The sequence below is a fragment of the Salinibius halmophilus genome (assembly GCF_003577475.1).
Lineage (GTDB): Bacteria > Pseudomonadota > Gammaproteobacteria > Pseudomonadales > Natronospirillaceae > Salinibius > Salinibius halmophilus.
Window position 1 is genome coordinate 191,832 of sequence record NZ_QPEP01000007.1, and the last position, 21,411, is coordinate 213,242.

Sequence of the window (21,411 nt, forward strand, 5' to 3'; positions counted from 1 at the left end):
GCGAGTTAAGGAGTAGAGCATGAGTCGTATTCAAACCTTAAGTGCAAGCGCGTTGTTTGCGGCGGTTAGTCCGCTCATTATTGCGGGTTTGTCATGGTTTTCTACGACTCTTGCTTTGTTCGTTGCAATACTGCTTACTTTAATTTTTGTTGTGCTGTTCTGGCAAGTAAACCAGAGTTTCACACAAAAACTAATAGCCTTGTTAGGCGCCGATCATATTGCTGATGCCGTTGAAAAAGGGCCTAAATTTATGCAGCCAATCTTGCGTGCTTTGCAGGCTCAGTACACCGAGATGCAAGGCAAGTATCAAAGCGAAACGGCGCGCATAGACGAATTGCAAAATGCTTTCAAGGGCCTCAGTTTATATTACAAACACATCGACGCGATTGACTCACAGCACCCCTTCGACCCAGGTCAAGTGCGCAATGCCTTCACCCAATCTAGTCAGGCTTCGGATTATGCTACCGACAGCTTTGCCAAAATTTATCAGTCGGTGAGCCAGCTGGGCGGTGGGTATAACAACATGGTTGAAAAAGCCAACGAGCTGCAACAAACGGTGCAGCAGAACGTTGATGTTGCCCAAACTACCAGTGTGGCAATGAAGTCTTTGCGAGAGCAGGTGATCGAAATTGCTGATGTCACCAAGTCAATTTCAGATATTGCTAACATGACCCAGCTACTAGCCTTGAATGCCTCCATCGAAGCAGCGCGTGCAGGGGAGAGTGGTCGCGGCTTTGCCGTTGTCGCCGACGAGGTAAAAAAGCTCGCTCAACAAACCGATGAAGCAACCCAGCGCATTAATCAAATTTCTAGCTCTATTGATACCAGCAGCGAACAATCGGTAACGGCCATTGAACAAATGGATTCAGCCAGTCAGCAAATACGCGATGAGCTTGAGCAAGTGTTGCAAGAAGTAGAAAGTCAGGTGTCGGAGGTGAAATCGTTAACCGGCACCATGGGGATGGCAGCAGGCACCGTGAGTGGTTTAAAAGGTATACTGCTGCAGTCGCAGGATGAGCTAGAAGGCCATTTTGCTATGCTTGAAGGCTTGTTTACTTTTGCCCAGCAGGCTTCATTATCGGTGGCTGAGTTAGCCGACCTATTCGGCATCGAGTTAGAAAAGTCTAGTGTAGATGCTTAAACTGAATCCTGGCGCTATTGATTATCGGCTTTGGCAACAAGTCGCTGTTGATCAGTCCTCGGTCAGCTGGCAGCCGAGTGAGCAGCTGCAAGCCAGTATCGATGAACTCAACAAACGCTTGCGCCTAGGGGAAGCCATTTATGGCGTGAACACCTTATTTGGTAGTATGGCCGACAGCGCAGTGGCCGACCATGAAGCATTGCAGAGCCAGTTAATTAGAGATCATGCCTTGCACGTAGGCAAGCCGCTGAAAATCCAGCATGTACGTGCTGCCTTGCTACTAAGAGTAAACAGTCTAGCGCAAGGCTACTCAGCTATCCGCCCCGCGCTTCTGCAGCGCTATATTGACTTACTCAACGCCAAACTCATTCCCCAGGTTTTCGATTTAGGTTCTATTGGCGCCAGTGGTGATTTGGTGCCTTTGGCAACAATGGCGGCGGCGGCACTGGGGTATGACGATCAGCATCTAGTGAATGAGCACGGCGAGACGCTAGACGCTAAGAGAGGTTTGCAGGCGCATGGGCTTGACCCGCTCATCTTAAAGCCGAAAGAGGGCATTGCGCTGATAAATGGCACTTCTTTCTCTACGGCCATTGCAGGCAACGTTATGCTAAGCGCTCGCCACTTGGTTAATCACCAGTTGCAGCTACACGCCTGTGTGGCCGAAGTAATGCACTTTAACGCCTCTACACTCGCCAGTGAGTTTCAACAATTAAAACCCTTTCCATATCAGCAATCGGTCGCAGCTTGGCTTGCTTCATTGCTAGCTGGTAGCCCGTGGGTGCAGTCAGATAATGATCGGCAACTGGCTTTCAGCCACGGTTCGTTGCTGCAAGATCGCTACAGTTTGCGCTGCTTACCTCAGTTTTGGTCACCCATTTTGGAGCAGTTTAACCGCAGTCGCGATGCGGTTTTAATCGAAGCCAATAGCGTCACCGACAACCCTGTGATAATCAACTCACAGATTTACCACGGGGGCCACTTTTTAGCTCAGCATATTGCTTGGGCAATGGATGGTATGCGCCAAGCTTTTAGCCAACTGTCGAAACATATGGAAGCACAAATTAGTTTGTTGGTCGAACCCGCATACAGTCGTGGTTTGCCGGCATCGCTTGCCACGTCTGGCTTTTCGGTTGCAGCCAAACCGCTGCAACTGATCAGTAATGCGATTACGCCACAAATTCAATTGCTGGCGAACTCGATGACGAACCTATTCCCAGTTCATGCCGAACAATTAAATCAAAATATTAATAGCTTGGCATTTGGCAGTGCGAATATGGCGGATCAGTCGGTTGATTGGTTAGCCGAGCAAACGGCTGTCTTTGCGCTGATTACCCTAAGAGCCATGACCATACGCCAGCAACAATTGGCAAGCGAGCCAAACGGCTGGCAGTATTTTGAGTGTTTGGCCAAGCAAGTTGAAGTGCCGCTAGGCCAATGGGCGGCGCAGCAAAACCAAGTGTTGCGCCGTTTAAAAGCTGTACTACTCAGCGCTAGTCAGCCTGTTGCATTAGATGAGCAACTACTCCCAGTCAGCCACTTTGCCTAGTTCATTTTTAGGCAGTTGATCGGCAAGGCGCCATTGACGTGGGCGCTCGTACTCTGGCAATTGTGCAAGCAGGGTTTGCAACTGTGCTTGGGTTGCCTCGGGTTTGAGCACAAATAACGCCTTTAGGTAAGTACCCATTGGGCCGTCAACTGGGCGCACGGCAACTTCCTGTACACCTGGTAGCGTGCGCAGCTTTTGTTGCACATTGCTTACCACAACGTTGTAGCCATTAATTTGAATGGCGTTGTCTAGGCGTCGTTGTATGGTGAAATGGCGAGGTGAGGTGAATTTGAGCTCGTCTTGCAAGGGGAGTGGACGACGATTTCGTTCAAGTCCATCCGTTATATCTGGCATCAGTTTAAACGTTTCCTCGTCATTTTCGCGCCAGCCAATACCCGCCGTTTCAGTGCTGCCATATACATGAATATGGCGATTCACCCCCAGAGCCAGTAGTTGCTGACTCATGGACACACTAGCCGGTGCCGCCGAGGTTATAACGATTGGCCCGTTGGCAAGAGGCTGATTGGCGTGTAGCCACAAGCGCATCACTTCTGGCGAGCTAATCAACACGGATTCACTCGGCAAGGTGGGCATATAACTGATGGGCAGGTTGTCCCTTAAGTCTGTGCAGCTGTGTTTAAAGTGGTTCGGCAGTAGCACGGTGAAAATGAAACCATACAGGTGATGTGCCGGAATGGTTCGATAAAACTGTGCGCCACTTGGCAATAGGGTTGCCCAATAGCTGGCTTCGGCAATTAAGTCAGCTGTATTGTGTATTACTTGTTTTGGCAGGCCGGTTGAGCCGGATGTGGTAAAGCACAGGCGCTGGTTATGGCTACCTAGGTGGCGCATCACAACATCTGTCCAAGCAGTTAAGCCATAGTCTTCTAGTAACTCAGTTTCACTGTTGGTTTCGTGAAGGCAGAAAAATACCGCTACTTCGGTTGCTACCTGGTAACGGGTAAGCGAATCAACAAGATGTTCATCAAACAATTGTTGCCTTGGAACTCGGCTTTGCGGCATTAACTTAGCGATGTTCGCTTGCACGATGTCGCTAATTACAATTGATACTTGCGATCTGGTGAGTTTCATTGGCTACGCCTCCTGCTACTGCATCAAAAAGTGTAGCCAATGATTATCTTATGCGCGTTTTTTCGGCATGTGTTTTAGGCTGTCGTGATACGGTCCAAAATCAAAGTGACGAACGAAATGATGCGGGCTGATTTGTACCGTGGTCAGCTCATGCTGGCATGGCCCCTCACAGTAGTGGCTGTGGGTACAGCCCCGACCATTCGGGTTCCATATTTGCTGCATTAAACTGGTTTGCCTGTTTTCGCTTAGATGATGGTCTGGGTTGGGGATGGCTTCTAGCAATGTTCTGGTGTAGGGGTGGCGTGGGTCTTCGGTCACCGCATCACTATTACCCCACTCAACGATTGTCCCCCGGTACATCACCGCTGTTCGCTCGGCAAAGTAGCGCGCTGTGGCGATGTCGTGTGTGATGTATAAAAAGGCGATGTTGAAGTCGTCTTTTAACTGCTTTAACAGGTTTAAAATGCCGGTACGCAATGACACATCAAGCATAGAGGTGGGCTCGTCGGCTAAGATTACCTCTGGCTCTACGGCTAATACACGCGCAATCGCAACCCGCTGACGTTGCCCGCCACTCAGCTCATGAGGGTAACGCCTTGCCCATGCACTGGGCAAACCAACAAGTTCAAGTAGCTGATCCACCCGTACTTGAACTTCTTTAGTACTATAGTGCGGGTGATGTATTTGTACTGGCCGAGCCAATTGATAACCCACATTTAGTGTTGGGTTCAGTGAGCCAAAAGGGTCTTGAAAGATCATTTGCACGGCTTTTCGATAGGCTTGTTTGGATGCCTTTTCTTGCCAAACATTTTTGCCGTGAAACAATAGCTCGCCACTTGAGGGCGCATAGACTTGGCTGAGTATTTTGGCGCAGGTCGATTTACCACTGCCAGACTCGCCAACTAATGCCATGGCTTCACCAGGGTTGAGTTCAAAGCTCACATTGGTCAATGCATTGAAGGGTTTGCTGCGTAAAAAACCTGCCTTAGTTTTGAATTGTTTACTTACTTGGTTTAGTGCGAGGATTGGCTGATGATGAACATTCGCCCGAGCACCGCCGGCACTGGCGTTGTTCATCGACATGAAGGCTTTTGCTAACTGGCGAGTGTACGGGTGTTCTGGTTGTCGCCATATTTGTTTGGCTGGCGCAACCTCTAGCAGTTCGCCATCTTTCATGACGCCGATACGATCACTAAACTCGGCCATCATTGATAGATCGTGGCTTATATAAAGTACTGCAAAGCCAAACTGCTCTTTCAGTTGGTATATTTTTTCAATAATGTCGCGTTGTACGACCACATCTAGAGCGGTGGTGGGCTCGTCCATAATGATAAGTTTAGGCTTAAGTGCCAGTGCTAACGCAATACCAATACGTTGGCGCATACCGCCACTAAACTGGTGAGCATATTCTCCCATTCGAGCGGGATCTATACCGACAAGTTCCAGTAGTTCACTGGCGCGCTCACGCGCTTGCTTTTTATCGATTTTCTGGTGTGCAAACAGCGTGTCACAAATTTGCTCTTCAATACTTAATACAGGGTTAAGTGCATCCATGGCACTTTGAAACACCAAGCTGGTCTCAGCCCAGCGGTATTGGCGCAAGGCCTCTTGGTTCAACGACAAAACGTCGATGCCTTGATAGAGAATTTCACCACCCGTGATTAGCCCTGGTAATTTGGTTAAGCGGCTAATGGCAAAAGCTATGGTGGACTTACCACAGCCACTTTCGCCAGCCAAGCCAAATACCTCGCCAGGGTGAATATCGAAGCTCACCTTGTTTACGGCGGGCACAATTTTATCTTCGCTAATGTAGTGAATACTTAAGTCTTTGATCGACAAGATTGCTTGGCTCATGCGCTGGCTCCCTTAAGAAAGCGGCGAATTTTGCTTTGGTTTTTCTGGCTTGCTAATTGAGGGTTGGTGATTTGATCAACGGAAAAGTTGATTAGGGTAAGAGCGGCCCCAGTCCACATAATGGCAACTGCCGGTGGCACCAGTTCCCACCAGGCGCCAAAACTAATGGCTTGGTTGCTTTGTGCCCAATACAACATGGTGCCCCACGTCACTGCACTGGGGTCGCCAATGCCGATAAATTCAAGGCCAGCTTCGGCAAGAATGGCGTAAATGGTTCCTAGAACAAAGCCTCCAACGGTGAGCGAGAGCATGTTTGGAAATATTTGAATCAGCACAATGCGCCATTTACGCTCACCAATGAGCTCGGCGGCGGTAATAAACTCCTTATTTTTTAAGGTGAGCGTTTGCGTTCGCAGCACCCTTGCCGACCAAGCCCAGCCGGTTATGGCAAAAACTACCCCAATCACAAACGGGCTAGCGCCGCCATCAAAAAAACTTGCCATCACAATAATTAACGGCAATCCTGGAATCACCAGCATTACATTGGTTAAGAATGTTAGTAGCTCATCTACTACACCACCAAAGTAGCCAGCGCTTACACCAATTACGATCGCTATGGCAACAGACAATAAACTTGCAGTGAAGCCAACCAATAATGAGGTTCGACCCCCATATACCAGCTGAGTGAACACATCTTTGCCCATGCGTGTGGTCCCTAAAATGTGCTCGGCCGAAGGTGGCTCATGCGAGCCACCCGCGCGGCGCTGAGGGTCGTAGTCACTCAACAAAGGAGCGCTTAAGCTCATTAGTAAAATAGCGAGTAACATCAACAGGCCAATAGCGCCTTTACTGTCGAGCAAAAACATCCTCAATGGCGCCGGTAAGCGAGCAAATTTTTGCTTATTTTTTAGGTTGAGTGCGGTTTCTAGTTTTGCGGTATCTATTTGGTTCATGCTGCCTCCGCATATCTTAGGCGAGGATCAAGAAGCACATTGGCAAAGTCGGAAATTAGATTAGCCACCAGTACGCAAGCAGTTACTAGCAATAGTTGGCTTTGAATAAAGGCGTAATCGCGCGCTTGAATGGCAGCCAGTGAAAACTTGCCCAGGCCTGGGTAGTTAAACATTACTTCCACAATGTAGGCGCCCCCTAACACATAACCAAAGGTCATGGCCAGTGAGGTTATCTGCGGCAATATGGCATTGCGTGCGGCGTAGCGATACACCACGCGCCGCTCGCTTAGACCTTTGGCCTGTGCCAAGGTGATAAAGTCCTGATTAATAAGGTTGATCATGTTGTTGCGCATACCCAGATGCCAGCTACCGATGCCAACAATAATCATGGTTAGCAATGGCACCACAGCATGGTAGGCAACGGCTGAGATAAACTCCCAAGTAAAACCAGGTATGACCATTGGCGGATGAGCGCGCCCAAGTGGAAACCACTCTAGTTGGTAGCACAGACCGTAGAATAGCAACAGCGCAATTACTGGCTGTGAAAACGCATATAGCATGACGTTAAATGGGGTGAAAAATGAATCAAAAAACTTTCCCTGGCCCCACGCGGCTTTAATGCCCATCAGCATGCCTAAAGCGAAGCAAACACTGATTGAAATGCCTACGAGGAAGAGTGTCCATCCCATCGCGTAGAAGAGGGTTTCAGCCACAGGGGCAGGGAAGTTGGTTGTGGAGATGCCGAAGTCACCGGTGAATATCTTACCTAGGTAAGCGACATACTGGTCCCATAGTGTGCCATCAAAGCCGTATGCCACCTTGATGGCCGCTAGGGCCTCTTCGCTCATCTTGCCACGTAAACTAACAAATAAATGCGTGGCTGGGTCGCCAGGCATCCATCGTGGAATAAAAAAGTTTAGCGTAATGGCAACCCAAAACGCTGATAAATAAAAGCCAATTCGAGTGAGGAGAAATCTCATTGGGCAGTACCTCTTGTGGGGGGGCAATCTCTAGCCCATGTCTGCATCAAACATGGGCTAGAGACTGAGCATTACACGCGAACCAAAACGTTTATTTTTGAGCCATCTGATCGCTGCGTAGATGAAGATTCAGCACATGCTGCCATCGTTCTGGCGTACCACCATGCACCATAGGGCGCACATACGGGTTATCCGCATTCGACCAACCTTCAAAGCGGGAGGTGTTGTATTGGTACCATTCTGGATTCGCAAAGAGCGAGATCACCGGTAGATTTTGTGCCACCAGCTCATGTACATCACCAATGTGCTGCAGCTGCTCTTCACGATCAACCGTGCGGGTAAAGGCGTCTAACGATTCCATGATGGCCGGGATCTTCATCTGGTGCATGGCTTGGAAGCTTAGTGCGCCGGGCTCCATATCGGCTGGGTTGAACAAATCATTATAAGTGCCCCACGGCACAACGTTAGAGTGGGTCCACATAATGTAGGCATCAAAGTCGCCTGTTGGCACTGCTTCAAACCAAGCATTCTCATCCGGTGTATGAGCGCTAGCGTCAATTCCGATATCTTGCAGGTTTTCGGCAATTTGCATGACCGAGTTCACCCAGTCTGTCCAACCACTTGGTACCGAAATTTTGAAGTCGATCGACTCTCCATTTGGCATATCGCGCCAGCCATCTCCATTTTGGTCAACAATGCCGGCCTCATCGAGAATTTCCATCGCCAGCTCTGGGTTGTACTCCATCAAGTATTTATAAGGCTCTAGGCGCTCTTCGTTGTACCAGCTGGCATAAAACTCACCAGTGCCAATTGGATACTTGGTTGGTGTGGTTAAGCCGAAGGTTGCGAAGTCGTGTAAGTCTTGGCGATTAATGGCAATGCTCATGGCTTGGCGGAAGGCTAGATTATTGAATGGTGCTTTGGTTGTATTAAGTTGCAAGTTAGTGTTGCCGCCGGCCGAGTACCAGTACTTGTTATGCTCACTTTTGCGGCTATAGGCCTGCACATTGGTAAGGCCAACGCCTAACCAGTCTACTTCACCCAGTGACGCAGCTGCTTGCGCTTGTTCATTGCTTGAGTACTGTGGAAACTTTATGCAGTCAATATAAGGTTTATCGCCTTGCCAGTAATTCTCGTTGCGACAAACCTTCACCATGGTCGGTGAAAAGTGCTCTACATTAGTGAATGGCCCTGTTGCGACTGGGTTTTCATTGCGGAAGTTTTTCGGGTCATCAATCTTTTCGAACACGTGTTTAGGCAGCGGATACATCTGCCCCAAGCCTAAGTAGGCAAGGCCATTAGGCTCGTCTATGTAAATGGTCACACTATGGTCATTATTTTTCTTAACCCCAATAATACTGCCCTCGCCGGTGTCTTCGTTGTACCAGTTAATACCGCGAATATTGTAATCAGGGTGTGCTTTGGCGTATTCAACGGTAAATACAACGTCGTCAGCGGTGAATGGGGTGCCATCGGACCATTGCACGCCCTGGCGCAATTCGTACGTCACACTTTTTAGATCATCGGCAACATCAAAACTGGTAGCCAGTACGGGAATTGGTTGATCGGGGTGCATGATGTTGGGAATCCACAACATTTCATAGATAAAGTCTTGGGCAAAGTACAGGCCGACGGCATCGTTGTAGGGGTTGAAGTTGCGCACATGAGCATCGGTCAATTTAGTGATAACCGATAGTTCACCACCCTTTGGAATGTCTTGGGCAATGCTGGAACCGGTTGCAAGTGTAAGGGCAGTTAATGCCAGGGTTGAGAGCTTTTTCATTGAGTGCCTCGCGTTCTTATTGTTGTTAAGTTCCTTTAACGTCTAGATAAAAGTTAATTGGGAACGTTACCAATTTGATATTACCTAAACGTAATGTCAAATATTTTTGGCTAAAAGTTGAAAAAAACTCTGACCCGTACGTTGTCAGAAATCCGACGCTTGAAAACTTGACTGTATGAATTGAGTAATTTAAAGCGGCAATTTCTGGAATTTTTAGGGGGTTGGGCTTTGCTGCATTTATAGATGCGCGTTGCGCGAGCAAACACATAGGTAACACTCATGGCACTAAAAAATAGCAATCCAGCCCCTGAATCCCATGATGATCAAACAAGCAGCGCAGCTGAGCGACGTGCAGCAGAAGAGAAGCGTCGCAGAGCTCGAACGCTAGCTAAGCAGCAGCAGGCTGCTGAGCGTATTTCAACGGCGGCTGTGGAACTAAGCAGCGGTATTACTCAAGCGGCAGCGGCGCGTGAGCAACTGAGTACTGCGATGACCGAAATTGCAAGCGGTGCTGAGGAGTCTGCAGGCGCCTCGCAGGAAAGCTTAAGTGCCATTACCCTAATTGCCAAACAGCTCAAACAACAGGCCACAGCGGCGAACGATGCTGAAGTTAAAACGGGTTCAATGAAGCTTATGATGGAGCGCTTGGGTATCGAGGTCACCTCGGTCGTCAATAACGTGAAATCTTCGGTACAAACCCAAGAAAACTCAGCCAAGATGATGGATGACTTAGAGAGCCAGTCGGTCACCATTAGTGAAGCGGTTAATCAAGTTAGCCGAATAGCTGATCAAACTAACTTGTTAGCATTAAACGCAGCCATTGAAGCAGGACGAGCGGGGAAACATGGTAAAGGTTTTGCTGTTGTCGCTGATACGGTGCGTTCATTAGCGGAAGTATCCGAGACGAATGCCTCGAACATTGGCGAGCTGATTAGCCAAATTCAAGAACAATCACGCAAGGTTGCTGAAGCCGTGCGAGGCTCGGCGGAACAAGCAAAAGTTGATGCAGAATCGGCTATGCAGGTTACCGAGCAGCTTGATGCCATTAAGGTACAAGCAGAGCAGATCAATGATCGCGCCCGGGCAACAACTCAGGCAAGCGCCGAGCTGGAAGTTGCCGTAAGCGACAGTCAAAAAGGGGCTGAGGCGATTGCAGCGGCAGCAGAAGAGCAATCATCGGCAGCGCAAGAAGTAATGAAAACCCTTGAGCAACAAGGGGTAGCGTTACAAAACGCTGAACAAGCATCATCTATGCTGGAAGACCAAACCGACGAACTAAAACGCTCAACCGAAATTACCAAGAGCGCTGAAGAGGTGGCTGCAGCCGCAGAAGAATTGTCGGCTTCGGTTGAAGAAATTAGCCGTGGTGCAACCGAGATTATGGCTGCCGTTGGTCAGTTAAGCCGGGGGGCTGAGCAAGCTGCGACTGCATCGGAGCAAGCATCGGCTGGCATCAATCAAATTGAAGCAGCGGCAACCAAAGCAGGTGAAGATGCCAAAGAATCGGTTGAAGCGAGCAACAGCATGAGTGAAATGCTGCAAGAAAATGCGGAGAGCGTCGAAAAGCTTATTCAAAGCATAAATGCTGCAGCAGAGATGGTGCGCGGCCGACAAGGCGATGTGGAGGCACTCGTTAAGCTAGCCCGCCAAATAGACAAAATTACCGATTCCATTGCTACCGTATCGATTAAAACCAGTATGTTGGCGGTGAACGGCGCCATCGAAGCGGCTCGAACCGGTGAGTTTGGCAAAGGCTTTGCGGTTGTGTCATCCGATATTCAAGCCTTGGCAGACGACGCTAGCGAGAATATTGAGCAAATTAAAGATCAGGTCAAAGCGATTCAAGATCAAGCCGAGCGCACGATGGCCGACCTGACATTGTTCGCCGAAGCTTCAGCACAGGAAGCAGAGAAAGCCAAGTCGGTGCTAGAAAACTTAACGGCAGCAACGCGTGAAATGGTTTCGGTGCAAAATAGCAACGCCAGTATTGCCGCCAGCTCCGACGAAATATCCGTCGCGATCAGTCAATCGAAAAAAGCCATTGAGCAGATTGCCGCTGCCGCTGAGCAGGCAGCAAGCAATGCGGCTGAGTCGTCTGCTGCTGCGCAACAGCAGTCTCAAGGTGCTGAGAGTCTTGCAAGTGCCATCGAGAGCATTGCCTCAATTGCTGATGAGTTGCAAAGCTTATAAAGGGGGCTTGCTATGTCTGAAGTAGACGAAGTGCAGGTTGCGGCAGATAGTGATCAGTTCGTCACGTTTTTTGTGGGGAATGAAACTTTTGCGTTGCCCATGGCATCGGTAGCCGAAATTGTTCGCCTGCATTCTTTAGTAGAAGTGCCATTAACGCCACCTGCTTTATTAGGTCTGAGTAACCTTCGAGGCGCCTTGCTCCCTATTTTGAGTTTGCGCAGTTTATTGTCGCTTGCTCCGATGCAGGCAACCGATTCAACACGTGTACTGGTTGTGGATATGAACCCAATGGTGGGCTTGGTGGTCGACAAGGTATCGCGAGTGACCCAAGCACAGCTCGACGAGGCATCACATGATGACATAAACAGTATTGCTGACGCGAGCCAGTTGGCGGGTGTGATCAATCAAGATGGTCATCTAATTCAAGTTCTGTCAGCAAGTAGCTTATTGGCTGGCCAGTTCAGCGAAAATATGCTGATGGTGGGACAAGCCAAGCGTCAGTCTGGTGCGTCATTGGGCACGCAAGAAGCCGAGATCGAGGAAGACGAGCTCGTTGTAACCTTTATGCTCAACAATGAGGAATACGGTATTGATCTTGCTAGTGTTGAAAGCATCGTTCGTGTTCCTGAGCGCATTAATGTCATTCCTCAAGCAGCGCCCTACATTATTGGCGTAATGGAGTTACGAGGCGCCATTACGCCGGTTGCCAGTTTAAGGGCGCTTTTTGCTCAATCAGAAGGCGAGTTAGGCGAGCATCATCGAATATTAGTGTGCAAGGTTCGTAACCGTTCCGGCCATCTTGTCACCCTAGGTCTAGTTGTCGATTCGGTACGCGAGGTGATCAATCTACCTAGCGCAATGCGTGAGTCTGCACCTGAGTTATTAGATGCTGGTAATGGCGAGTTGGCGTCGCTGGTAAAGCTAGACCAAGGCAAGCGGTTGATCAGTTTATTGTCGTTGCCACATTTACTCGATCAAGGGGAGGTGCAACAAGTGCTGCAAGAGCAAGAGCCAATCGATGCCGATGAGGACGCCTCAGAGGATCAAGACGATAGCAGTCAGTTAATGGTGATTTTTAAGCTTAAACAACAAGAATACGGCATCACCATTGCTAATGTGCAGGAAATCACTCGTCTACCTAAAGACTTAAAAGCAGTGCCAAAAACCCCTGACTTTGTTGAGGGCATGGCGAACCTGCGAGGCATAGTGCTGCCAGTAATAGACCTGCATGTTGTGTTGGGAATGCCTCGATCACAAGCAAGTGATGCCCAACGTGTACTTGTGCTCAATATTGGTGAGCAACGGGTAGGGTTTATTGTCGACTCAGTGGTTGAAGTAATGCATATCGATGAAGAGCATATCACCGCGGCGCCTAATTTAACCGCTGACAGTAGTTTGCTGTTAGACAGAGTCGCTAACCTCGTCGACGATTCGCGAATGATTCAAATTGTCAATCCTGAGTATCTATTATCTGAGCATGATCAAGGTGTGCTCGGCGACCTTTAGGAGAAACATATGGCGAAGACAGCTCTGGTTATTGATGACTCAGCTTTAATGCGGCGCACTATTGCCGAGGGGTTGCGCAAGGCAGGCTACGAGATTATCACAGCCCGAAATGGCGAGGAGGGTGTTGCGCAAGTCAAAAAACATCAGCCAGACGTTGTGACGCTCGACATCAATATGCCGGTAATGGATGGCCTGACATGCTTAAGCCTAATTACCGAAATTTCCGATGTGCCCGTGGTCATGGTCTCATCATTGACTGAGCAAGGCGCTCTGGCAACGTTTGAAGCACTAGAGCTTGGTGCCGTTGATTATGTGGGTAAACCTGGTGGTACTGTGTCGCTCAATATGGCGGACGTTGAGGAAGAGATCATTGCCAAGGTTAATGCCGCTGTGGCGGCTAAAAAGGTTAACCGTGTGCTACCTGTTTCGGCCTCGGCGAAACCAGTTGAGCCGGTTGCAGCCATTAATAAATCGGCCAATGTTGATGCCGTTCTCATAGGGGTGTCAACCGGTGGACCTGGTGCAATTGAAGCGCTCGTTCGCCAGTTACCCGCAGGCTTTGGGGCGCCCATTATCATTGCTCAACATATGCCAGAGCGCTTCACCGGCGTGTTTGCTCAGCGACTCAATGGTGTGTGCCAGTTAGAAGTCATAGAGCTCTCTCATACGATGGCACTAGAGCCTGGTGTGGTGCATATCTGTAAAGGTGGCGCTGACGCCAAGTTGTCGCTGCGTAGCGGCAAGTTGTTTGGCTCTGCCATCCCAGCAAAATCAAACTATACATGGCACCCTTCAGTTACGCATTTAATCAACTCGGCAGAGGGTGTTATTCCCGCCAAACGCCTTGTTTGTGTGCAACTTACCGGTATGGGTGACGATGGTGCACAGGCCATGGCCGAAATGCATAAACGCGGCGCGCGCACCATTGCTGAGTCGCAAGCGACAGCTGTGGTGTTTGGTATGCCTAAGTGCCTAATCGATCTTGGTGGGGCGAGCGAGATTTTACCCTTGGATCAAATTGCGCAGCAGCTTACGAAATGGGTGGGTAAATAATGGGGCTAAAAAAATCGACAGACAAGACTGATGAGCCTCAAGATTCAGTCAGCTTTGAAGCGCTTGTAGAGCTGTTAAACCATGGCAGTATGGCAGAGAAACGCTTAGCTGCTAGAGATTTAGCCGACCATCCCAATGGCAGGTCTGAGCTCATTTTGGCACTGCAAAATGAAACTGATGTGGCAGTGCTGGAGGCTATACTCGATTCGTTGCAGCAACATTTTGACGCACAGCTGGCAAATGACCTACTAGACTATTTGCGCTCCGAGAATGTGTTTGTGCGCAACGAGGTGATCGGCATACTGCAAAACTATCCCGATTTTGTTGGGCCGCATATTCTTGCCTTGTTAAATGATGTGGATTCCGATGTGCGGATTTTTGCCGTTGATATTCTGCAGCTACTTGCTCACCCCGACACGCCGCAATGGTTGCTGTCCGTAATTAAAGACGAACAACACATAAACGTGGTTGCTGCCGCTGTAGACCGCCTTGCTGAGGTGGGCACACCAGAGATGATCCCTGAGCTACAAGCACTAACAGAGCGTTTCCCAAATCAGCCTTATTTGTCGTTTGCAGTCAAAACAGCCATTCATCGAATTGCCGAGGCTTCGTGATGCCTATGGCCAATGATCACATCACCGAAGCTGACTTTGAGCGTTTTAGAGACTTCTTTTATCGCAAAACGGGCATCCATTTTGATGTAAGTAAACGTTACTTTGTTGATAAACGCTTGCAAGCTCGGATGGCAGCAACAGGCCACCCAGACTTTCGCAGTTATTTTACTGAGCTGCGATTTAACCCAAAAAATTCGGAAATTGAACAGCTGATCAACTCGATGACGGTTAATGAAACCTACTTTTTTCGAGAACAATATCAGTTTGAGTGTATGACCGAAGAGGTTATGGATGAGTTAGTACGTAACAATATTAACATGCGCGTGCCAACCAAAAGCCTAAAAATCTGGTCTATTCCGTCCTCGTCCGGCGAAGAACCATACAGTATCGCCATCTTTTTACTCGAGCATTGGCCTGGAATCGAAGAATATGATGTGGAAATTATTTCTTCGGATATTGATACCGCTATGCTTGCAAAGTGTAAAAAAGGCATATACAGCGAGCGATCTGTTCAATATTTGCCAAAAAATATAAAAGATAAGTATTTTAAGTACGACGCTTTAACGAAGTTTTATCATTTAAGTCCAGACATTAAGAATGCTATTAATTTTACCCAGGTTAATCTTGCTGATATTAAGCAAACAAGGTCATATAGAAACTACGATTTGATCTTTTGCCGTAATTTATTGATTTACTTCGATGATATTTCAAGAAGAAATGCAGCCGAAGTATTCTTTGATGCACTCAAACCAGGTGGCTATATATTTTTGGGCCATAGTGAGTCAATGAGCCGAATAAGCTCTTTATTTACCGTTAAAAAGTTCCGCAAGGCGATTGCCTATCAGAAGCCATTGGAAAGGGGGCTGTGATGAAGCGTGTACTGGTGGTTGATGATGCCGTAACCGTGCGGCTTTATCACTGTGATTTACTAAAAACAGCGGGCTTTGATGTATGCGAGGCCGAAAACGGTGTTGAAGCCCTTGAACACGCTATGCAACAGCCGTTCGACTTAATGCTTGTCGATGTCAATATGCCAAAAATGGATGGCTATCGGTTAATGTGCGAGGTAAGGCGTCAGGAAGCACTACGCGGTATCCCAATTGTCATGATTAGCACAGAGCAGGAAGAGCAGGATCGCCAGCAAGCGTACGCGAAGGGGGCAAACTATTATTTAGTTAAACCAGCTGAACCAGAGTTATTGGTGAATATTGCCTTGGTGATGACGGGAGGCAGTCAATGAATCCATTGTTAGAGTCTTTTGTACAAGAGTCGAGGGAAAACCTTCAGGAAGGCGCACAGGCTTTATTGAAGCTGGAAAAGCAACCACAAGACGCTGAAATTATTAATGAAGTGTTTCGATCTATACATACAATTAAAGGGTCTTCTGGGCTGTTTGATATACATCCATTAGGCAGTCTCGTTCATGCACTTGAAGACTTGTTTGATGCATTACGCAACGGCATAGGGGTAGTAAGCAGTGAGGTGATCGACCTTGCGCTCGATAGTTTAGACCAGGTAGGCAGCTGGCTTGACAGTTTAGAAAAAACAGAGCTATTGCCATCTGATGCAGAGGCAACGGCACAATCGTTTATTGCTAACATACGCCAGTTAAATAGTGCCGATTCGAATATAGCAGTCGCTGAACCGGCACCTGAAAAAACGGCCGCACCCTTGCCTGCGATGGTAGAGACCATTGCTCACGAAGACAGAAAAAAATGGTGGTTAGCCAAACAGAGCATTTATTGGCTTGAGTATAAACCGGATCCACAGTGTTTTTTTAACGGTGAAGACCCGCTGCGAACTATACAGTTGTTACCTGGGCTATACGATTGGCAAAGTGCACATTCGCTTAGTGCGTTTAATGAGTCTTATGACCCGTTTGTTTGCGCTTTGTCGTTTGAAGCCATTAGTACAGCGACAGAGAGCGAGCTGCGAGAGCATCTAAAATACGTAGCGGAGCAGATCACTATTCTTGAGGTACAGCCCGAACAGTTGTTGTTCTGTCATGGTAGTGATATTGAGCACGATGCCTTGCAGGCAGTTAAGGAGCAATTAACTAGCGATACCGAGCTGTCGAAGTTAGTGCAACCTCTGCACAGTGTGTTAAATCCCGATAGTAAGGCTTGGCAGGCCGTAGACTGGTTTATCGACCTTGGTGATGACGCGCTTGAACTACTGCAAGAGATGCTAGCGATTGACGTCAGTACTGCTGCACACAAAAAGCCACTAGAAAAGGCGTCATCCGAGGCACCACAAGATAGTAATGAAAAATCCTCTGCTTCCAACAAGTCACTAGAGGTTCCTGTCGATGTCGCTAAAGCAGTTTGGCAGACGCAAATTGAGTTACTTGAATCTGTTGCCGACGACCAACTGATTGCCGGTGCCATTGCATCGGTCGCCAATGTGTTGCGCAGCAGTGTGGGCTTGGTTGCACCAAGCCAAGTTGCTGAGTTAGACGAGGCAATTGCACAAGCCAAGGCAAAAGTAAGTGTTGAAGCGCTTATTCAGTTTATTGTCTCAGCACTCAGTAACAATGAGCTTGACGTGTTGCCAACTGTAGAGCCGCAAGAAACGCTCGCGACTGCGTTACCAGCGAGCTCGGTGGCGGCTGATAAAGCTAATGAGTCAGACAGCAAAGGCAATACGATGTTACGGGTTGATCAAAGAAAAATTGATCAACTCATGGACCTAGCAGGAGAGCTAATTGTTGCTAAAAACGCGTTGCCATTTATTGCTGAAAATGCGGAAAAGCAGCACGGAAATCGCCAAATAAGCAAAGAAATTAAAGCACAATACCAAGTACTCGACCGGCTCGTGTCGGCGATGCAAGAGGGCATTATGTCGGTGCGTATGGTGCCGGTATCGTCTGTGTTTCAGCGTTTCCCTAGATTAGTGCGGGATATTGGACGCAAGATTAATAAGCAGATCGATCTAACGTTGATTGGTGAGTCGACAGAAGCAGATAAAAATGTGATTGAAAGCTTGGTTGACCCATTAGTCCATATGATTCGCAATAGTGTCGACCATGGCATAGAGGCAGCTGATGAGCGCGTTGCAAAAGGCAAGCCTGCGGTTGGCAAGCTTATATTATCAGCCACCCCGCAAGAAGATCAGGTACTCATTCAACTTCAGGATGATGGTAAGGGCATTGATCCGGCGGTAATTAAACAAAAAGCGCTTGATAAGGGTGTTATTGATCAAGAGACTTTTGAGCGCCTTACCGACAAAGAAGCGCAACAACTCATTTTTGCCGCAGGTTTTTCAAGCCGCGATACGGCCTCCGACCTCTCTGGCCGCGGTGTGGGCATGGATGTAGTAAAAAATGCCGTCGAGAGCGCTGGCGGCACAGTAGAGCTTTCCTCCACAGTTGATGTCGGCACTACTATTAGCCTACACCTGCCATTGTCGGTCGCCGTCTCACGGGTGATGCGTATTGAAGTGTCTGGGCAACAATACGGCATTCCAATGGATATTATTAACGAGACGGTTCGCATACCAGTTGACCGAGTACAAACGGTGCGAAATAGGCGAACCATTGTACTGAGAGATACGCTGGTTCCGATTAAAAGCTTAGCGGACTTGCTGGCGATCGACACGATTCCAGAAAGAGACGAAGTTTCGTTGCTTATTGTTTCCACTCATCGAGGCGTGCTTGGCTTGGAGGTTGATGATTTCCTCGGTGACCTAGAGATTATCCAAAAGCCGATGGTTGGGTTTATGCGTGAGTTTACCGCTTACTCAGGTGCCACCATGCTTGGCGATGGCAGTGTTCTACTCGTTTTGAATTTGGAGGACTTGCTCTAATGGCTTGGCAACTCAAAAAAACGGTCGCGGTCGCCGATAAAACGCTAGAGGTTGAGGATGCAGAAACGCTAGTTGACTGGCTGCTAGAAACACCCAACGGAAAGGTGAACCTAAAGGACAATGAGTATATGCACACCGCCGTAGCCCAGGTGCTGATCGCAAGTGGCGTGGTGATTAGTGTTACGCCGAGTTCAGCAAGTCAGCAGCAAATTCTGCAAAAATTGCGCCTAATATGACGGTACTCACGGTCTGTAACCGCAAGGGTGGTACGGGCAAAACAACAACGGTTGTTAACCTTGCCCGCTATTTGAGCTTGGCGAATCATTCTGTTCTGGTCGTCGATTTAGATAGCCAAGGGCATGTGAATCAGGGGTTTGGTGGTGTGGCATCTGCGCAGTCGCCTTGGCAGTGTGATGAGGCGCTTAGCGAGCATAATGATTGGCCTAGGTTAACGCTATGCCAAATTGCTGATGATGAATCATTTGATTCGGTGCGTTTTATCACTTGGTTGCACCAGGTAAAGGCTCGATTTCAACATGTGATAATCGACACGCCGCCTACCAATGATGAAGCGCTCAATACGGCAGTGCGAGTAAGTGATGCACTCTTGGTGCCATTTGCTGCCACACCTCTTGGGGTTGCTGGTGTGCACCAACTAACGCGATTGTTTATGAAGGTCGCGGCAGCGTATAACCCAGACCTGCGATTAATTGGACTATTGCCAACGATGTTTGACCGCCGGTTAAACATCCACCAACAAGTGGTCACATCAATGCGTGCAGAATACGGCGAAAAGCGGGTGCTACGGCCAATTCGAAGTAATATTAAATTGGCAGAAGCCTTTTCAGCGCATTTGCCAATCTATGACTATGCTAAAGACTGTACAGGCGCGATGGATTACCAGCTACTCGCCGATGAAATTTCTGCATTGTGGGGGCAGGCATGAAAAAAATTCTCCTCGTCGATGACTCGAAGACTATGCTGATGAGCCTTGAAAGCGTTTTAAAAAAGGCCCAGTTTGAAACCAAAGCCGTCACGAGCGGGCAAGAGGCACTGACTACTGTGCAGCAGTTTGCGCCCGATTTGGTGATTACCGACTTGAATATGCCAGGGATGGATGGCATTGAATTAATTAAGCAGCTTAAAGCGCAGCCTAAAATGCGGTTTAAGCCCATCCTTATGTTAACAACAGAATCACAAGCTAGTAAGCGTGCGGAAGCTAAGGCCGCTGGTGCCACAGGTTGGTTGGTTAAACCCGTTGCACCAAATGATTTATTAGCAGTACTGAAAAAAGTCTTACCGGGCGTCTAATATCATGACGAATCAGAACGTGCTGGATGAGGCAGTCAATAAAAAACGTTTGAATCTGCTGATCTCGATTGTGATTGCGGCGACCTTCACCGTCGTCGTGATGGTATTGGTTGGTTGTTTCGCCTATGAGAGGCAGTCAATCATTAACAACTACACGACTCAGCTTGAAAACCAGTTGACGTCGGCTGCACAAGTTATGCTTTTTATTGCTCAACAGCATGAAACGCTAGATGCCGCGCAAGGGCCGCTTACAGCACTGGTTGAATCGATAAATCTATCGCCAGCGACGCAAATCGATATTAGCCAAGGCGGCACTAAACTAACCATTGGTGATCCCTTGTCGGCGAGTGCTGAGCGGTTAACTGTAAACCTGCAAGAAGGCAGCCTCAATGTTAGTGCATCTGTGCTGCATGCCGACATTAACGAAAGTGTTTCTGGCTTTATTTCAGAGTTGCAAGTTAGCTTGCTTGTTGTGCTGTTAGTGATCGGTCTATCGTTTTTGGTTGGAGCGTGGGTGCTCATGCGCTCTAACGTTCTGCCGTTTAGTGAGTTTGTTTCAAGCCGCCAAGCCGAAGACTTTTTGCGCAACCGGCTGCAAATTATTACTAAGTTTGCGCGGCATTTGAGTGAAGCCAATGAAATCAATCAAATACTGCAAAAACAAACCAATTCAATTGCGGATGTAACCGAAGAGGCGTCTAACACTATTGTTGCTCAAGTCACTCGATTAGATGAGCTGGTTCAACAAATGAGTGACGAGCTGCACAAGGTTGTTAATCAGTCATCGGAGCTGCGTGACGATGGTGACAGCGAGTTGTCTGCGGTGACCGATGCGCTCAATAATATGACCGGTTATATCGAATCGCGTCGAGAATCCGTTGCAGCGCAGCAGGCACAAGTACAAGAAGTCATGAATAAAGCCAAGGAACTTGACTCTCTCATTGAACTGGTTCGCAACATTGCTGCGCAAACTAACTTGTTGGCGCTTAATGCGGCAATCGAGGCCGCAAGGGCCGGTGAGCATGGTAGAGGCTTTGCGGTGGTGGCTGACGAGGTAAGAAGCTTGTCTGCTCGCTCCGATAACGCAGCAGAGCAAATCCAAGAGGGCATAGGCACCTTGATTGACACGGTCGATACGTATTTGTCTGAAATGAATCAAAGTGGCGCTGAGAACGACCTAGAGCAGTTGAATCGCTTGAGCGAGCAGATGTCTGGTGTCACCGACCTCTATCATAGGTACGAGGCGTTAAATAGCGAAGTGCTAGAAATCATGGAACGTGAGAACAATAGTTTCGCCGAAGTTATTTCAGAAGCGCTTGGGTCCATTCAGTTCCAAGATATAACCCGCCAACGCCTTGAGCAAGTGAGCGCTACGCTAGCAAGCATTAACGAAGGCGCATTAGCATTGCTTACCGCAATGGATGACTCGCAGGCTTTGACTAACGTTGAGTTGATTAATTCCAAACAACTCGCTAGCCAGTATCACATGCGCTCGCAGCGAGAAGTGCACAATGATGTCACAGACGAGCTTGATACCAGTGATGATAACAGTAATAAAATTGAACTCTTTTAGTGGACGCA

At 48.3% G+C, this 21,411-nt stretch carries 18 protein-coding genes; 13 read left to right on the forward strand and 5 right to left on the reverse strand.

The window, feature by feature from the left end; translation table 11 throughout:
• The first annotated feature begins 19 nt into the window (after window positions 1–19).
• Together DUW71_RS09875 and DUW71_RS09880 are read left to right on the forward strand one after the other, a co-directional pair.
• Window positions 20–1,141 (forward strand): methyl-accepting chemotaxis protein, encoded by a 1,122-nt coding sequence (locus DUW71_RS09875; protein ID WP_119395088.1) that lies wholly within the window; start codon window positions 20–22, stop codon window positions 1,139–1,141.
• Entirely contained in the window at window positions 1,134–2,690 is a 1,557-nt protein-coding gene (locus tag DUW71_RS09880) for an aromatic amino acid ammonia-lyase (RefSeq protein ID WP_119395089.1), read from the forward strand. Before DUW71_RS09875 ends, DUW71_RS09880 begins: the two co-directional genes overlap by 8 nt.
• Here DUW71_RS09880 and DUW71_RS09885 read toward each other — a convergent pair.
• The 5 genes from DUW71_RS09885 to DUW71_RS09905 all read right to left on the reverse strand — a co-directional run bounded on the left by DUW71_RS09885 (window position 2,664) and on the right by DUW71_RS09905 (window position 9,352).
• On the reverse strand, window positions 2,664–3,782 hold the full coding sequence (locus tag DUW71_RS09885) for an AMP-binding protein (RefSeq protein WP_119395090.1): 1,119 nt from the start codon (window positions 3,780–3,782) through the stop codon (window positions 2,664–2,666). The two genes, DUW71_RS09880 and DUW71_RS09885, sit on opposite strands and share 27 nt — an antisense overlap.
• Before the next feature lie 48 nt (window positions 3,783–3,830).
• Window positions 3,831–5,636 (reverse strand): dipeptide ABC transporter ATP-binding protein, encoded by a 1,806-nt coding sequence (locus tag DUW71_RS09890; RefSeq protein ID WP_119395091.1) that lies wholly within the window; start codon window positions 5,634–5,636, stop codon window positions 3,831–3,833.
• Complete coding sequence (locus DUW71_RS09895; protein WP_119395092.1) at window positions 5,633–6,589, reverse strand: ABC transporter permease; 957 nt, start codon at window positions 6,587–6,589, stop codon at window positions 5,633–5,635. The genes DUW71_RS09890 and DUW71_RS09895 overlap by 4 nt, the downstream gene beginning before the upstream one ends.
• Window positions 6,586–7,569 (reverse strand): ABC transporter permease, encoded by a 984-nt coding sequence (locus DUW71_RS09900; protein ID WP_119395093.1) that lies wholly within the window; start codon window positions 7,567–7,569, stop codon window positions 6,586–6,588. The genes DUW71_RS09895 and DUW71_RS09900 overlap by 4 nt, the downstream gene beginning before the upstream one ends.
• Window positions 7,570–7,660: 91 nt before the next feature.
• The gene (locus tag DUW71_RS09905; protein WP_119395094.1) at window positions 7,661–9,352 is read right to left on the reverse strand and encodes an ABC transporter substrate-binding protein; all 1,692 of its coding nucleotides are present in this window, start codon (window positions 9,350–9,352) and stop codon (window positions 7,661–7,663) included.
• Between the two features lie 279 nt (window positions 9,353–9,631).
• Between DUW71_RS09905 and DUW71_RS09910 the strand changes: the two genes are divergently transcribed.
• Genes DUW71_RS09910 through DUW71_RS09960 form a run of 11 tightly spaced genes read left to right on the forward strand, consistent with a single transcriptional unit; the run spans window position 9,632 to window position 21,403 of the window.
• A complete protein-coding gene (locus DUW71_RS09910) occupies window positions 9,632–11,542 on the forward strand; it encodes a methyl-accepting chemotaxis protein (RefSeq protein WP_119395095.1) in 1,911 nt (636 codons plus the stop codon).
• Between the two features lie 12 nt (window positions 11,543–11,554).
• Window positions 11,555–13,048: a chemotaxis protein CheW gene (locus DUW71_RS09915; RefSeq protein ID WP_119395096.1), complete on the forward strand. Its 1,494-nt coding sequence runs from the start codon at window positions 11,555–11,557 to the stop codon at window positions 13,046–13,048.
• Window positions 13,049–13,057: 9 nt separating this feature from the next.
• A complete protein-coding gene (cheB, locus tag DUW71_RS09920) occupies window positions 13,058–14,101 on the forward strand; it encodes a chemotaxis protein CheB (protein WP_119395097.1) in 1,044 nt (347 codons plus the stop codon).
• Entirely contained in the window at window positions 14,101–14,715 is a 615-nt protein-coding gene (locus DUW71_RS09925) for a HEAT repeat domain-containing protein (protein ID WP_119395098.1), read from the forward strand. Before cheB ends, DUW71_RS09925 begins: the two co-directional genes overlap by 1 nt.
• Window positions 14,716–14,720: 5 nt before the next feature.
• Window positions 14,721–15,584 (forward strand): CheR family methyltransferase, encoded by an 864-nt coding sequence (locus tag DUW71_RS09930; protein WP_119395129.1) that lies wholly within the window; start codon window positions 14,721–14,723, stop codon window positions 15,582–15,584.
• Window positions 15,584–15,955, forward strand: coding sequence for a response regulator (locus DUW71_RS09935; protein WP_119395099.1), 372 nt, complete (start codon window positions 15,584–15,586; stop codon window positions 15,953–15,955). The genes DUW71_RS09930 and DUW71_RS09935 overlap by 1 nt, the downstream gene beginning before the upstream one ends.
• Window positions 15,952–18,519, forward strand: a complete 2,568-nt coding sequence (locus DUW71_RS09940) for a chemotaxis protein CheA (RefSeq protein ID WP_119395100.1) — start codon at window positions 15,952–15,954, stop codon at window positions 18,517–18,519. Before DUW71_RS09935 ends, DUW71_RS09940 begins: the two co-directional genes overlap by 4 nt.
• Window positions 18,519–18,755: a hypothetical protein gene (locus tag DUW71_RS09945; RefSeq protein ID WP_119395101.1), complete on the forward strand. Its 237-nt coding sequence runs from the start codon at window positions 18,519–18,521 to the stop codon at window positions 18,753–18,755. Before DUW71_RS09940 ends, DUW71_RS09945 begins: the two co-directional genes overlap by 1 nt.
• Window positions 18,752–19,465: a ParA family protein gene (locus DUW71_RS09950; protein WP_119395102.1), complete on the forward strand. Its 714-nt coding sequence runs from the start codon at window positions 18,752–18,754 to the stop codon at window positions 19,463–19,465. The genes DUW71_RS09945 and DUW71_RS09950 overlap by 4 nt, the downstream gene beginning before the upstream one ends.
• A complete protein-coding gene (locus DUW71_RS09955) occupies window positions 19,462–19,830 on the forward strand; it encodes a response regulator (RefSeq protein ID WP_119395103.1) in 369 nt (122 codons plus the stop codon). Before DUW71_RS09950 ends, DUW71_RS09955 begins: the two co-directional genes overlap by 4 nt.
• A 4-nt stretch (window positions 19,831–19,834) precedes the next feature.
• The gene (locus tag DUW71_RS09960) at window positions 19,835–21,403 is read left to right on the forward strand and encodes a methyl-accepting chemotaxis protein (RefSeq protein WP_119395104.1); all 1,569 of its coding nucleotides are present in this window, start codon (window positions 19,835–19,837) and stop codon (window positions 21,401–21,403) included.
• The last annotated feature ends 8 nt before the right edge of the window (window positions 21,404–21,411 follow it).

Excerpts from the sequence above, each read along its gene's own strand:
- DUW71_RS09875 (WP_119395088.1), top strand. The coding sequence starts at position 20 with ATGAGTCGTATTCAAACCTTAAGTGCAAGCGCGTTGTTTGCGGCGGTT.
- DUW71_RS09880 (WP_119395089.1), top strand. The coding sequence starts at position 1,134 with ATGCTTAAACTGAATCCTGGCGCTATTGATTATCGGCTTTGGCAACAA.
- DUW71_RS09885 (WP_119395090.1), bottom strand. The coding sequence starts at position 3,782 with ATGAAACTCACCAGATCGCAAGTATCAATTGTAATTAGCGACATCGTG.
- DUW71_RS09890 (WP_119395091.1), bottom strand. The coding sequence starts at position 5,636 with ATGAGCCAAGCAATCTTGTCGATCAAAGACTTAAGTATTCACTACATT.
- DUW71_RS09895 (WP_119395092.1), bottom strand. The coding sequence starts at position 6,589 with ATGAACCAAATAGATACCGCAAAACTAGAAACCGCACTCAACCTAAAA.
- DUW71_RS09900 (WP_119395093.1), bottom strand. The coding sequence starts at position 7,569 with ATGAGATTTCTCCTCACTCGAATTGGCTTTTATTTATCAGCGTTTTGG.
- DUW71_RS09905 (WP_119395094.1), bottom strand. The coding sequence starts at position 9,352 with ATGAAAAAGCTCTCAACCCTGGCATTAACTGCCCTTACACTTGCAACC.
- DUW71_RS09910 (WP_119395095.1), top strand. The coding sequence starts at position 9,632 with ATGGCACTAAAAAATAGCAATCCAGCCCCTGAATCCCATGATGATCAA.
- DUW71_RS09915 (WP_119395096.1), top strand. The coding sequence starts at position 11,555 with ATGTCTGAAGTAGACGAAGTGCAGGTTGCGGCAGATAGTGATCAGTTC.
- cheB (WP_119395097.1), top strand. The coding sequence starts at position 13,058 with ATGGCGAAGACAGCTCTGGTTATTGATGACTCAGCTTTAATGCGGCGC.
- DUW71_RS09925 (WP_119395098.1), top strand. The coding sequence starts at position 14,101 with ATGGGGCTAAAAAAATCGACAGACAAGACTGATGAGCCTCAAGATTCA.
- DUW71_RS09930 (WP_119395129.1), top strand. The coding sequence starts at position 14,721 with ATGGCCAATGATCACATCACCGAAGCTGACTTTGAGCGTTTTAGAGAC.
- DUW71_RS09935 (WP_119395099.1), top strand. The coding sequence starts at position 15,584 with ATGAAGCGTGTACTGGTGGTTGATGATGCCGTAACCGTGCGGCTTTAT.
- DUW71_RS09940 (WP_119395100.1), top strand. The coding sequence starts at position 15,952 with ATGAATCCATTGTTAGAGTCTTTTGTACAAGAGTCGAGGGAAAACCTT.
- DUW71_RS09945 (WP_119395101.1), top strand. The coding sequence starts at position 18,519 with ATGGCTTGGCAACTCAAAAAAACGGTCGCGGTCGCCGATAAAACGCTA.
- DUW71_RS09950 (WP_119395102.1), top strand. The coding sequence starts at position 18,752 with ATGACGGTACTCACGGTCTGTAACCGCAAGGGTGGTACGGGCAAAACA.
- DUW71_RS09955 (WP_119395103.1), top strand. The coding sequence starts at position 19,462 with ATGAAAAAAATTCTCCTCGTCGATGACTCGAAGACTATGCTGATGAGC.
- DUW71_RS09960 (WP_119395104.1), top strand. The coding sequence starts at position 19,835 with ATGACGAATCAGAACGTGCTGGATGAGGCAGTCAATAAAAAACGTTTG.